The organism is Pandoraea commovens, assembly GCF_902459615.1.
In the GTDB taxonomy this organism is placed as follows: domain Bacteria; phylum Pseudomonadota; class Gammaproteobacteria; order Burkholderiales; family Burkholderiaceae; genus Pandoraea; species Pandoraea commovens.
In genome coordinates, this window is the sequence record NZ_CABPSA010000002.1 from 19,593 (window position 1) to 32,373 (window position 12,781).

General features: G+C 62.3%; 14 protein-coding genes. 12 read left to right on the forward strand and 2 right to left on the reverse strand.

The features are described from left to right. Nucleotides 1–52 precede the first annotated feature (52 nt). The 4 genes from PCO31010_RS06375 to PCO31010_RS06390 are packed head-to-tail and all read left to right on the forward strand — an operon-like array spanning nucleotide 53 to nucleotide 4,259. Nucleotides 53–1,948, forward strand: coding sequence for an HAD-IIIC family phosphatase (locus tag PCO31010_RS06375; protein ID WP_217426144.1), 1,896 nt, complete (start codon nucleotides 53–55; stop codon nucleotides 1,946–1,948). Further along, entirely contained in the window at nucleotides 1,945–2,196 is a 252-nt protein-coding gene (locus tag PCO31010_RS06380; protein WP_150663552.1) for an acyl carrier protein, read from the forward strand. Before PCO31010_RS06375 ends, PCO31010_RS06380 begins: the two co-directional genes overlap by 4 nt. A gap of 53 nt (nucleotides 2,197–2,249) precedes the next feature. Further along, nucleotides 2,250–3,842: an MBOAT family O-acyltransferase gene (locus PCO31010_RS06385; RefSeq protein WP_150663553.1), complete on the forward strand. Its 1,593-nt coding sequence runs from the start codon at nucleotides 2,250–2,252 to the stop codon at nucleotides 3,840–3,842. Nucleotides 3,843–3,851: 9 nt separating this feature from the next. Continuing rightward, the gene (locus tag PCO31010_RS06390; RefSeq protein WP_150663554.1) at nucleotides 3,852–4,259 is read left to right on the forward strand and encodes a VOC family protein; all 408 of its coding nucleotides are present in this window, start codon (nucleotides 3,852–3,854) and stop codon (nucleotides 4,257–4,259) included. A 36-nt stretch (nucleotides 4,260–4,295) separates the two neighbouring features. Here PCO31010_RS06390 and PCO31010_RS06395 read toward each other — a convergent pair whose 3' ends face one another. After that, nucleotides 4,296–5,282: a DUF4434 domain-containing protein gene (locus PCO31010_RS06395; protein ID WP_246184488.1), complete on the reverse strand. Its 987-nt coding sequence runs from the start codon at nucleotides 5,280–5,282 to the stop codon at nucleotides 4,296–4,298. Between the two features lie 267 nt (nucleotides 5,283–5,549). On the opposite strand from PCO31010_RS06395, the gene paaA reads away from it, so the two are divergent. The 8 genes from paaA (at nucleotide 5,550) to PCO31010_RS06435 (ending at nucleotide 12,055) form a co-directional block, all read left to right on the forward strand. Beyond that, nucleotides 5,550–6,557, forward strand: a complete 1,008-nt coding sequence (gene paaA / locus PCO31010_RS06400; RefSeq protein ID WP_039393800.1) for a 1,2-phenylacetyl-CoA epoxidase subunit PaaA — start codon at nucleotides 5,550–5,552, stop codon at nucleotides 6,555–6,557. Between the two features lie 70 nt (nucleotides 6,558–6,627). Then, nucleotides 6,628–6,924, forward strand: a complete 297-nt coding sequence (gene paaB, locus PCO31010_RS06405; protein WP_039393802.1) for a 1,2-phenylacetyl-CoA epoxidase subunit PaaB — start codon at nucleotides 6,628–6,630, stop codon at nucleotides 6,922–6,924. Between the two features lie 63 nt (nucleotides 6,925–6,987). Further along, complete coding sequence (paaC, locus tag PCO31010_RS06410; RefSeq protein ID WP_150663555.1) at nucleotides 6,988–7,791, forward strand: 1,2-phenylacetyl-CoA epoxidase subunit PaaC; 804 nt, start codon at nucleotides 6,988–6,990, stop codon at nucleotides 7,789–7,791. Nucleotides 7,792–7,807: 16 nt separating this feature from the next. Beyond that, complete coding sequence (paaD, locus tag PCO31010_RS06415) at nucleotides 7,808–8,416, forward strand: 1,2-phenylacetyl-CoA epoxidase subunit PaaD (RefSeq protein ID WP_150663556.1); 609 nt, start codon at nucleotides 7,808–7,810, stop codon at nucleotides 8,414–8,416. 54 nt (nucleotides 8,417–8,470) lie between these two features. Then, on the forward strand, nucleotides 8,471–9,559 hold the full coding sequence (gene paaE, locus PCO31010_RS06420) for a 1,2-phenylacetyl-CoA epoxidase subunit PaaE (protein ID WP_150663557.1): 1,089 nt from the start codon (nucleotides 8,471–8,473) through the stop codon (nucleotides 9,557–9,559). Between the two features lie 140 nt (nucleotides 9,560–9,699). Next, the gene (locus PCO31010_RS06425) at nucleotides 9,700–10,488 is read left to right on the forward strand and encodes a DUF1835 domain-containing protein (protein WP_150663558.1); all 789 of its coding nucleotides are present in this window, start codon (nucleotides 9,700–9,702) and stop codon (nucleotides 10,486–10,488) included. A gap of 9 nt (nucleotides 10,489–10,497) precedes the next feature. Then, on the forward strand, nucleotides 10,498–11,154 hold the full coding sequence (locus tag PCO31010_RS06430) for a TetR/AcrR family transcriptional regulator (protein WP_150663559.1): 657 nt from the start codon (nucleotides 10,498–10,500) through the stop codon (nucleotides 11,152–11,154). A gap of 244 nt (nucleotides 11,155–11,398) precedes the next feature. Beyond that, nucleotides 11,399–12,055, forward strand: coding sequence for a GNAT family N-acetyltransferase (locus PCO31010_RS06435; RefSeq protein ID WP_150663560.1), 657 nt, complete (start codon nucleotides 11,399–11,401; stop codon nucleotides 12,053–12,055). An 85-nt stretch (nucleotides 12,056–12,140) separates the two neighbouring features. Here the strand turns inward: PCO31010_RS06435 and PCO31010_RS06440 are convergent, their stop codons facing one another. Further along, nucleotides 12,141–12,629: an Lrp/AsnC family transcriptional regulator gene (locus tag PCO31010_RS06440; protein ID WP_150662005.1), complete on the reverse strand. Its 489-nt coding sequence runs from the start codon at nucleotides 12,627–12,629 to the stop codon at nucleotides 12,141–12,143. Nucleotides 12,630–12,781: the final 152 nt, after the last annotated feature.

The window sequence follows — 12,781 nt, forward strand, 5'->3', positions numbered from 1 at the left end:
GGATTGCCTGGCGCGCACGCAGCGCCACCACTATTTCAATGGACACATGCTCATGCCGGAGCTGAACTGGTTGCCTCGCACGCCCGACTGGGCGAAGCAAGTGGATGCCCTTCCAAAGGACGTTGCGCCCGCATGGAGCGAGCTGGTTCGGCTCGCCAATGAGAATCTGGACTTCGTGCAGACGGGGAAGCTGGACAAGCGTCTGGTCAAGGCCTATGGCGCTCAGGCGCCAGCGGATCTGACAACAACCCCGGTGCGTCTGGCGGTCCTTGGCTCGTCCACGATGGATCATCTGCTGCCCGGTCTGCGGGTGGGGGCGCTGCGTCGTCAGCTATGGACACAGATGTACGTGCCGGATTACGGTCAATATCTGCGCGAGACCCTCGATCCGTCCTCCGGTCTGTACGCATTTGCCCCGAACGTCGCGTTGTGCGCTTTCGATACACAGCACCTGATCGGCAACGAGACGGCCGCCATGACGGCGGCGGACGCCGATGCGATGGTGGCGGGCGCCATCGATAACCTGCGCGAGCTTTGGCGCCGTCTGAGAGAAGATATTGGCGCCCATGTGATTCAACAAACGCTGATGCCGACCCACGTCGCGCTCATGGGCAACAATGAGCAACGCATGCCGGGGTCGGCGCGCTGGCTGACGCGCCGACTCAACGAGGCCATGCGCCAGGCGGCTGACGCGGCGGGGGTCGACATCCTCGCGCTGGACGATGCCTGCGAGCAGGATGGGGTAAGCGCTTGGCACGATCCACGGCTATGGCTGCGGGCGAAGCAGTACGTCACGCCTGCCGCGGGGCCGGCCTATGGCGAACTGGTGGCGAGACTTGTCACGGCGCGCCGGGGCGGCAGCGCAAAGTGTCTCGTGCTCGATCTTGACAACACGTTGTGGGGTGGGGTGATCGGCGACGATGGCCTGGCCGGCATTGTCTTGGGACAGGGCAACGGCGAGGGCGAAGCCTTCGCCGCATTTCAGCGTTACGCGCGGGATCTGACGCGCCGAGGAGTGATCCTCGCCGTTTGCTCCAAGAACGACGAAGCCAATGCGCTGCAACCGTTCACGTCGCATCCCGAGATGGTGCTCAAGCGAGAAGACATCGCGTGCTTCGTCGCGAACTGGCAGGACAAGGCAAGCAACCTGCGCTCGATAGCCTCGCAGCTCAATATCGGACTCGATGCGCTGGTGTTCGCGGATGACAATCCGTTCGAACGTAATCTTGTGCGCCGCGAACTACCGATGGTGAAGGTTCCTGAGATGCCGGAAGATCCCGCGTTGTATGCGGCGACCGTTGCAAGAGGCGGCTACTTCGAAGGGGTGGCACTGACCGCCGAGGATCGCGAACGCGCGGGCCAGTATCAGGCCAACCTGCAACGCGAAGTCATGCGCACCAGTCAGAAGGATCTTGCGTCGTATCTGGCCAGTCTGCAGATGGTGCTGGAATGGAACACATTCAACGAGACCGATCTTCCGCGCGTCGTTCAGCTCATGGGCAAGACGAACCAATTCAATCTGACGACGCGCCGTCATACCGAAGACGACGTTCGGGAGATGATGCGCGATCCGCGCGCCGTCCTGTTGCACTTCCGACTGAAGGACAGCTTTGGCGATAACGGCATTATTGCCGTCATCGCCGCCCTGCCAGAGGCGACGGCCGGGGACGATTGGCGCATCGATACGTGGCTGATGAGCTGCCGCGTACTCGGTCGCGAAGTCGAGCGCGCCACGTTGGGTGTGCTCGCAGAGCAAGCACGCGCCGCCGGGGCCAAACGCCTGATCGGCGAGTATATTCCCACCGCGAAGAACGGCATGGTCAAGGATCATTTTCGAAACCTTGGATTTACGCCGTTTGCCGGACACGAGAACGCCTCCGAATGGGTGCTGGACCTTGGCGAATTCTCTCCACAAAGTGCACCCATGGAAATCAGGAGCATGAAATGACCGACAACGACATCCTCGAAGCGCTGACCGACATCTTTCGCGACATTTTTGACGACGACTCGGTCGTGATTACGGCGCAATCGTCGGCTGCCGACTTTGACGCCTGGGATTCTCTGTCGAACGTGAACATCATGGTCGCGACCGAAATGCGTTTCGGTGTGCGGTTCAAGACGTCGGAGATCGAAGGCCTGAAGAACGTTGGCGAACTCATCGAGCTGATCAAGAAGCAATTGGCCGCGAAGGGCTGATCTCGATATAGCCGCAAGCGTCCCTGCGACCTTTTTGACACAGATTTCCCGGTATGCTGTTCAACTCCCTGCCGTTTCTCCTGCTGTTCCTGCCCATCTCTTTGGGCGGGTACTACCTCGCGGGAGCGTTGCGCCCCATCGCGGCGGCCGCATGGCTTTGCATCGCCTCGCTGGTGTTCTATAGCTGGTGGAACCCGGTGTTCGTCACGTTGCTGCTCGGGTCGATTGCGTTTAACTATGTCGTGAGCCTTGGCATTCTGTCGACGGAAAACCGTCCGCGTCTGCAATCATGGATTCTCGCGGGCGGCATTGTCGCGAACCTCGGGCTGCTGTTCTATTACAAGTATCTCGTCGCGTTGCTCGATTTCCTCGCGGGATACGGCCTCGTCTCGCATAGCGTGAGCGAGATGATCCTGCCGCTCGGCATCTCGTTCTTCACATTCACTCAATTGGGCTTTCTGCTCGATTGCCGCGCGGGTGTGGTCCGTGAGCGGGGCTTTGTCAGCTATGTCTTGTTCGTCACATTCTTTCCGCACCTGATCGCGGGGCCGATTCTGCATCACAAGGAAATGATGCCGCAGTTTGCCGACCGCGAGAGTTACCGGTTCAAGGCGGAGAATCTCTCGATCGGCGCGACCTTGTTCATCATCGGTCTCGCCAAAAAGGTGCTGCTCGCGGACAGCATCGCACCGTGGGCCGAAGCAGGCTTCAACGCACCGGGTGAGTTGCAGTTCATGGCGGCATGGGGAACCGCGCTGGCCTATGCACTGCAGTTGTACTTCGATTTTTCGGGGTACTCGGACATGGCGATGGGCCTGGCGAAAATGTTCGGCATTCGCTTCCCACTCAACTTCAATTCGCCCTACAAATCCACCGGCATCATTGAGTTCTGGACCCGGTTCCACATGACGCTCACGCGTTATCTGACCGCGTATCTCTATACCCCGGTGGCGATGGCGATCACGCGAGCCCGGGCACGCAAGGGACTGCCGGTTGGCCGCAAGGCAACGACGACCGCGCGTGGCTTCGGCAGCATGATCTTGTTTCCGACGGTCTTCACGATGGGGCTCGCCGGTATCTGGCACGGTGCAGGGCTTCAGTTTCTTATCTTCGGTCTGCTGCATGGCATGTACCTGAGCGTGAATCACGCCTGGCGCCAGTTCGGCCCGAAGCGCGCGCAGCCGGCGGCTGGGTTGGTGCGCGCCGGGTATATCGTGCTGACGTTCCTCTGTGTTGTATTCGCGTTGCTATTCTTCCGTGCCCACAGCACGCATGACGCGTTCATGCTCATCGGCAACATGCTCGGTTTGAACGGTCTGGAGCCCTTGGCGCCGGTGTTGTATCCGTTGCATGCCCTTGCGCACGCGGCGCCTGAGTGGACCACCGGCGACGTGTTGCGCCTGTTCCTGGAGCGCTGGAGTCAGGGCCTGCTGATCGCGGTGCTGCTCGTGGTGGTGTGGTGTGCACCCAACTCGAACCAGATCATGAACGTGTATTCGCCCGCGTTGGAAGGACCCGCTGCGGGCGCACCGCGCTGGCTGCAATGGCGCCCCACGCTCGCGTGGACCGCTTTGTCGATGGTCGTGTTGGCGTACGCCGCGCTCAACCTGCACAAGACGGCCCGCTTTCTATACTTCCAGTTCTGACGCCAGATCATGCTGACCGACCTTGGTTGTACCTTTCATCACATTGGGATCGCCTGTCGCGACCTGGACGCAGAGCAGGCCTACTGGGAATTGCTCGGATATTCGCAGGAGTCGGCGGAGTTCGAGGATCCTGTCCAGCGGGTGCGCGGGCGCTTTCTGACCGGGCCGGGGCCGCGTCTGGAACTGCTCGCACCCAGCGCCGAAGGCTCACCGGTCGAGGGCGTGCTCAAGCGTCGCACGAAGATGTACCACCAGGCATTCGAGACCCGCGAATTTGATCGTGCCCTCGCAGCACTGGAAGACACGGGGGCACGCCGCACGGCGGAACCTGCCCCAGCCGTTGCATTTGGCGGGCGTCGCATCGTCTTCCTGTTCCTGCCCAACGGCAACATCATCGAGATTATCGAAGGCGCGTGAGACGGCCTGTCCCAGCGGCGATTTCCGACTTCTCGGTCAGCGTAGTGCCGCTTGCCAGCGCCGCAGCAGTACATGTGCCTCTGGTGTGTCGCCCAGAACCCACGGGTCGATCGCGAAGGCGATCACTCGTTGGGCGCCGTAGTCACGCGCGATTTCCCATTGCTTCTCGATGCGGGTGAAGCTCGCCGCGTGTGCCTTGAAATCGGTGCCGTCCTTCTTGCCGTCGGGCGCGCTTTGGAACAGTTCGAGTATCAGATCGAATTTCGTGCCACGTGAGACGAACAGGTCACGCAGGGGCGCGAGTGCCACGTAATTTTCGATGCCCCACTCGCCCACACCGTCCTGAATCATCGGATAAACGTCGGAGCGATCGAGCAGCGCGCGCCACAGCTCCGCCAGCGATCCCGGCCCCGGAATATGACTGTAGAAAGTGGAGATAGCGGGAGCACGCGCGCAGGATTCGTGCGACAGGCGTGAGACTGCGTCGAGCCACGTCGCGAGTTTGTCGAGCCGCGTCGGGTCAGACCAACTGTATTGCTCGATCTCGTGCGGCAGATACCAGCCTCGAAACGCCGGGTGTCGTGGCAGAGCGCTGTTATGCAGCGTGAGCGCGATGCGCTCGCGTGCATCGTTCAGATAGCGCTCCAGCAGCCCGGCGTCGGGGCTGCCGAGCACGGTCCACCAACGCTCGTCGTAAGGCACCCCCAGATACACGCCCATGCCTTGAGCATGGCATTCATCGAGCAACAGCTTCAGGAGTGCGGGTGACGCCTGCCACTCGCTCGCGGGATTGCCGGTCAGCGCGATCCACTGAATGAAGAGTTCCCGGCACCCCAGTGCGCGCGTCATGGCAATGCGGGCACGCCATTGCTCGGGACGCCAGTCCAGATGCTCGCGCCAGAGCTGCAGGAAACTCCCTCCGATCTCGACACGCTCGCTACAGGCGGAGAGCGGCAGGCAAGCAGCGATCACCGCGGCCTGCATCAGACGGCGGCGCATCGGGGAGACGATGAGTTGGCGCATACAGTTCGAAGGAGTCAGGCAGACGAGAGTGTAAGCGCAATTGTTTCGCGCTTGAGTCTAGTTTTGACCTGTTCGGATATTCCGGGGACACATGACCTCCGCATAGCCCCGCCGCCAACCTCGGCGCGCAATCTCATTTCCACTGAAAAATCTCAAGCGCTGTAGAAAACCACACCTCTCCGGCCTAATGGAAAACATTTATTGACCGACCGGCCGGTCGGTTTATAATGCGTTCCATATCCCCACATGCCGCGGAGGCCTTCCTCTATGTATACGCAAGCCATCGATCTGGCCGGCAACAGCCCCAAGGGCGTGCAAGCCCTGAGCGAGGCCGAGCAGGCGCAGCAAGCTCGCTTCGACGCGCGCGTCGCCGCCGACCAGAAGATCGAGCCGCAGGACTACATGCCTGCCGAGTATCGCAAGACGCTCGTTCGCCAGATCTCGCAGCACGCGCACTCGGAAGTCGTCGGCATGCTGCCGGAAGGCAACTGGATCTCGCGCGCGCCCAGCCTCAAGCGCAAAGCCATCCTGCTCGCCAAAGTGCAGGACGAAGCCGGTCACGGTCTCTATCTCTATTCCGCCGCCGAAACGCTCGGCACGTCGCGCGACCAGATGATCGACGCCCTGCACTCCGGCAAGGCCAAGTACTCCAGCATCTTCAACTACCCGACGCTCACGTGGGCCGACGTCGGTGTGATCGGCTGGCTTGTCGATGGCGCCGCCATCATGAACCAGGTGCCCCTGTGCCGCTGCTCGTACGGTCCGTACGCGCGCGCCATGATCCGCGTCTGTAAGGAGGAGTCGTTCCACCAGCGTCAGGGCTTCGACGCCCTGCTTGCGATGATGAGCGGCACGCAGTCCCAGCGCGACATGGTGCAGGAAGCGGTGAACCGCTGGTGGTGGCCGGTGCTGATGATGTTCGGCCCGAGCGACAAGGAATCCATCCACAGCACCCAGACCATGAAGTGGGGCATCAAGCGCATCTCGAATGACGACCTGCGCCAGAAGTTCGTCGATGCCGCCATCGAACAGGCCAAGGTGCTCGGCGTGACCTTCCCCGATCCGGACCTGAAGTGGAACGAAGCCCGCAAGGCCCACGACTACGGCGAGATCGACTGGAGCGAATTCTGGCGCGTGGTCGGCGGTGACGGCCCGTGCAACAAGGAACGCGTCGGCACCCGCGTGGCCGCCCACGAGAAAGGCGCCTGGGTGCGCGATGCCGCCCTCGCCCACGCCGCGAAACAGCGCCAGCGCGCCGAGAAGCAAGCGGCATAAGCAGGCTGCTGAGCAAGCTGCATAAGCGGTTGCAAGAGCGCGCCGCCCTCACAAGACATCAGGAACGATCATGACGCAAGCAAGCAACAAGGAATGGCCCCTCTGGGAAGTGTTCGTGCGCAGCAAGATGGGCCTCGAACACAAGCACAGCGGCAGCCTGCACGCCGCCGACGCCGAGATGGCGCTGCGCATGGCGCGCGACGTCTACACGCGCCGCCAGGAAGGCGTGAGCATCTGGGTCGTGCCGTCGGTCGCCATCACGGCCTCGGCTCCGGAAGACAAGGCCGAGCTGTTCGATCCGGCCGCCGACAAGATCTACCGTCACCCGACCTTCTACCAGTTGCCGGAAGAAGTGAACCACATGTAAGCGGCTGCGCGCCGACGTGACGAAACGCACGTCAATGGCGCGCCCCAAGCGAGACCCCAGAACATGAAACCGACGCAGGAACATCTGTCCTATCTGCTGCGCCTCGCCGACAACGCGCTGATCCTCGGTCAGCGCAACGCGGAATGGTGTGGTCACGGCCCCGTGCTGGAAGAAGACATCGCGCTCACCAACCTGAGCCTCGATCTCATCGGCCAGGCACGCATGCTGTATCAGCACGCCGCCCAGCTCGAAACCGAACTCACCGGCTTTGCGAAGCAGGAAGACGACTACGCCTTCTGGCGCGACGAATTCGCCTTCCGTAACTGGACGCTCGTCGAGCTGCCCCACTACGGCCCGACTGCCGGCACCACGGCTGCCGAGCGCGATTACGCCGTCACTATCGTGCGCAACTTCCTCTACTCGGCCCTGATGGTCGAAGTGTGGCAAGCGCTCGCGCAGTCGACCGACGAAACGCTCGCCGCCATCGCCGCCAAGTCGGTCAAGGAAGCGCACTACCATCTGCACCACGCACGCGACTGGCTCGTGCGCTTCGGCGACGGCACGGAAGAATCGCATCGTCGCGCACAGGCCGCGCTCGACTATCTCGTGCCGTACATGAACGAGATCTTCAAGCGCGACACGCTCGAAGACACGGTGGCTGCCGCCGGTACCGGCGTGACGATGGCCGATCTGAAGGACGCATGGCAAGCCACCGTGAGCGACGCCCTCGCGGAAGCCACGCTCACCGCGCCGGTCGGCGGTGCGTTCGAGAGCACGGGCAAGTTCGGTCATCACTCCGAGCACATGAGCTATCTGCTCGGCGAGATGCAGGGTCTGGCCCGTCAGCATCCCGGCGCCACCTGGTAAGCCACGCGCGCACATCATGCCTACGACGAACCTGTTTGCCGACGCGATGACGAATCTGCCGCTCACCCCTCCCGTTGCGCCCGACGTGCTCACGCCGGCCTCGGAGGCGTCGCTGCCGCTCGCCTGGCAAACGCTCGAAGCCGTGCCCGACCCGGAGATTCCGGTCGTGTCGATTCGAGAGCTCGGCATTCTGCGCGATGTGCGCGTGGTGACGAACGACGAAGGCCGCGCGGCGTTCGAGATCGTGATTACACCCACGTACTCGGGCTGCCCGGCGATGCAGCAGATCGCCGAGGACATCGCGGCGGCCATGACGCGCGCAGGCCTCGGCCCGTGGCACGTCAAGACCGTGCTCGCGCCCGCGTGGACGACGGACTGGATCAGCCCGGAAGCCCGCGAAAAGCTGCGCGGCTACGGCATCGCGCCGCCCACCGGGGCGCAAGCGGTGTCGGCCGACGCGCCGCGCAAGATCACGTTCTATGGCCGTCCGAAAGACGGCGTGCCGTGCCCGCACTGCGGCTCGACGCATACCGAAGTCGTCTCCGCCTTCGGATCGACCGCCTGCAAGGCGCATTACGTTTGCCGCACGTGCCAAGAGCCGTTCGACTACTTCAAGCCATATTGATTGGCGGATTGACCCCGCGTTGACCCCGCGTTTGACCCAATTGGGAAGCTGACAATGACGACCCCGCAATTCCATTCGCTGACGATTCGCGAAATCCGGCCCGAGACCGCCGACGCCATCTCCATCGCCTTCACGGTGCCGGACACGCTGCGCGACGCCTATCGCTTCACGCAAGGCCAGTTCCTCACGCTCAAGACCGAGATCGACGGTGAAGAAGCCCGTCGCTCCTACTCGATCTGCGTAGGCGTCCCCGAATACGAAGCCACGGGCGAACTGCGCGTGGGCATCAAGCGCGTACCCGGCGGCAAGTTCTCGAACTTCGCGAACGATCAGCTCAAGCCGGGACAGCAACTCGACGTGATGACGCCTGACGGCCGCTTCTTCACGCGTCTGTCGGCCACCAACGCCAAACATTACGTCGGCTTCGCCGGTGGCTCGGGCATCACGCCGATGCTCGCGCTCATCAAGACCACGCTCGCCACGGAGCCTGACAGCCAGTTCACGCTCGTCTACGGCAACCGCTCGGTGCCCGCGATCATGTTCGCCGAGTCGCTCGAAGACCTGAAGAACACGTATCTGGGTCGTCTGCGTCTGTATCACGTGCTGTCGGACGAAGCGCAGGAAGTCGAGCTGTTCAACGGTCTGCTCAATCAGGACAAGTGCAGCGCGTTCCTGGAGACGCTGATTCCGGCAGCGAGCATCGACGAAGCTTTCATCTGCGGCCCCGGCCCGATGATGGACGCCGCCGAAGCCGCGCTGGCCGCCGCCGGTGTCGCCAAGGAAAAGATTCACGTCGAGCGCTTCGGTGTGCCGTCGCCGCAAGCGGGCGTGAAGCCGGTCGTGATCACCGACGACACGCCGATGGCCGAGTTGGTCGTCGTGATGGACGGCAAAGAGCGTCGCCTGCGTCAGCCGTATGAAGGTCAGAGCATTCTGGACACCGGTCTCGCCGCTGGCCTGTCGCTGCCGTACGCCTGCAAGGGCGGCGTGTGCTGCACGTGCCGCGCCAAGGTGCTCGAAGGCGAAGTCGCCATGGAAAAGAACTACACGCTCGAAGACTACGAGGTCGAACAGGGCTTCGTGCTGACGTGTCAGGCGCGTCCGCTCACGGAACGCGTCGTGGTCAGCTACGACGAGCGCTAATCGAACGCCTGTTTGCCGCCGCGTGCGAACGCGACGGCAACGCGAGCGAAACTTGCGTGAAATCCCGCCAATGCGTCGATTATTCCGGGCATTACGGGAGCGTCAACCCGAGGTAGCGGGAATACCGTAAACTACCGGGCATGAATACCATCCATGTCGTCTGTGGCGATATCGCCGCGCAGCAATTGCGTGCGGCGATGGCGCAAGCGCAACGCGCCGACCCTATCCTGGTTCTGCGCGACGATCTGGCCATCGGCCCGTTGCGTGAGATCGACGAGAACGAACGTCAGCGCGCCGCTTTCTGGCAACGCGTCATCCCGTCGGCCGGTCGCGACTACGCCGGCGAGCTGCGCGAGGAACTGGCGTCGCTGCAACGCCTCGTCGAAGGCGACAACGCGGTGGTGTGCTGGCACGGCGACAGCGCGTCCGATCAGTTGACGCTGCGTCGCGTGGCCTTCATGCTGCGCGGCACGCCCGCCCGCCTGAACGAGATCGTGCTGCGAGGTAGCGACCTGACGGGTGCGGTGAACGGGAGCGACGCGAACCGTCGCACCAGCGTCGGCATGTACGCCCCGGAGGTGCTGGCCGAGCGCTTCGTTCGCATCGCCCCGATCTCGCTGCTGCGCATTGGCCGTCTGTCGCTGGAATGGCGGGCGCTCAAGCAAGTGAATACGCAGGTCCGTCGCTGGGTGCACAACACGTTCGAAGGCGCGACGTTCGCCGAGATCGACGATCAGATTTTGACCCGCGCCCCGGTGGCCTGGACACCGATGGCGGCATTTCTCGGCGAAATGATGCCGCGCGTCGAAGGTTTTTTCGCCACCGACAGTTTTCTTTTGTGGCGCTGCCGCGAACTCGGTGCGGCAGGCCGACTCGCGTTACGCGGTGACACCACGGCCGCCGCCGCGTGCGATTTACGACTGGAGTAACCCCCGTTTATGGCACGTACCAAAGCGCCCGATCACGAATCGCAGCGCGAACAGATTCTCGACGTCGCCGCCGACGCCTTTGCCCGCGCGAGCTATCCGAGCACGTCGATGTCCGAACTGGCCGCCGCCTGCGGCACCTCCAAGGCCCGGCTGTATCACTACTACGCCAGCAAGGACGCCATCCTCTTCGATCTGCTCGAGCGCTACACCAAGCGCCTGATGCTGATCGTCACCGAGGTCGAGGCGCTCGGCCAGCGTCGCGGCCTGTCGGAGCGCGACACCTTCCACGAACTGATCCGTGCGTTCCTCGACGAGTACGAGACATCGCAGACGCGTCACATCGCCCTGCTCAACGACGTCAAGTTCCTGAACGACGAACAACGCGAGATCGTGCTCAACCGCCAGCGCGATGTGGTCGCCGCATTTGCGCGCCAACTCACGCGCGCCTTCCCCGACCGGGTCGCCAAGCACAACCAGACCGCGCTGACGATGATGCTGTTCGGCATGATCAACTGGACCTTCACCTGGCTCAAACCGGGCGGCCGCATGCGTTATCGCGACTTTGCCAATGAAGTCATCGCGGTGCTCGAACATGGCCTCGCAGCCCCGCTGCCTGACGGAATCGAAGCCGCCATCCCGGCCCCGGCGATACCTGCGAAGCCATAATCGGAGTTAGTGGTCACTTATGCAAAAAGGGCGAACTCTCGCTCTTTTTTGTTGCCTCGCAGCAACTCTTATAGAAGAGCCGTCAGACGAGAAATCCAGAAAAGACGCCATTCTTCAGAGACTTAGACACTTCCTTCCACGGTCGAGGCTTAATTTCCTAGGGTTTTTACCTAGCCCTTCGGGTATAATTCTTTTGCGTCGCACAATCAGGTGGACGCACTAAAGATTACCCAAGGATTACGCCATGACTGCCCCGAACCACACGCCCGACGTCGCACGCGCGACGGTTGCCGCCAACGAGCGGTCGAGCGTGTTGATTCGTGAGCTGACGTCCGGCGACATCCATCGACTCCAGCGCCATTTCCTGGCGCTCGGCGAAGAAGACCGCCTGCTGCGCTTCGGTCAGGCCGTCTCCGACGACATCGTCACGCGCTACGTCGCCAGCCTCGATTTCTCCCGTGACAGCGTCTTTGGCGTCTATGACGACAATCTCGCGCTCGTCGCCGTGGCTCACGTCGCCCAACTGCCGGAAGGCAAGAACGGTCGTGTCGCGGAGTTCGGCGTCTCGGTGCTCGAATCGGCCCGTGGGCTGGGCATCGGCTCGCGCCTGTTCGAGCGCGCTGCGATCCATTGCCGCAACAAGCGCGTCGACACGCTGTACATGCACTGCCTCTCGCGCAACGCCCGCATGATGCGCATTGCGAAGAAGGCCGGTATGGAGATCAACTTTGCCTACGGCGAGGCAGACGGCTACCTGAGCCTGCCCCCGGCCGACACGCAATCGATGCTCTCGGAAATGATGCAGGATCAGATCGCCGCGTTCGACTACGCGCTCAAGCGGCAGTTGCGCAACGCGCGTCGTCTGGTCGGTGCGCTGCTGCCGAATCAGCGCGCAGCCTGAACCGCGGCCTGACGCTTCGGCGTCGCCCATGAAAAAACCCGGCCTCAGCCGGGTTTTTTGCTTTCTCGCGTTCGTCGAGCGCGATTCAGGGCAACGGCAGCGCCGTCGTTTCCTTCAACTGATCGAGCACGAAGCTGGTTTTGACGTCCACCACGCTCGGGTGCACAAGCAGTTGCGTCTGCATGAAGCGCGAGAAATGCGCCATATCGCGCACATGTACACGCAGGAGATAATCCATGTCGCCCGCCATCGCGTAGCAGCCAACGACCTCCGACCACGAATCGACAACGCTGCGGAAATGTTCGATCACCGAACCGCCCTCCCCGTCGCCCGGGTGACGCTTGTCGAGTCGCACATTCACATAGGCCAGCAGTCCGAGCCCAAGCCGTGTAGGCTCCAGCAAGGCGACGTAGCCACGAATCACGCCAGCCTCTTCAAGGCGACGAATGCGACGCAGGCAAGGGCTCGGCGAGAGCCGCACCTGTTCGGCGATTTCGAGATTGGAAAGACGCCCGTTGCTTTGCAGCAAGGCGAGAATCCGCCGGTCGATCTTGTCCAGTTCCAGCTTTGACATACCCCCTCCCTGTTTTTGGTATTTATGCGCAATATTATTGCGCATAAACTCACTTATGAGGAAGTTGGTATCAAAAATAGCCGGTTACGGGAAATTACAGCGGATGAGAATCGAGAAAGCGGGCAAGAAAAAGGCGCCCGCCGCTTCCGGCT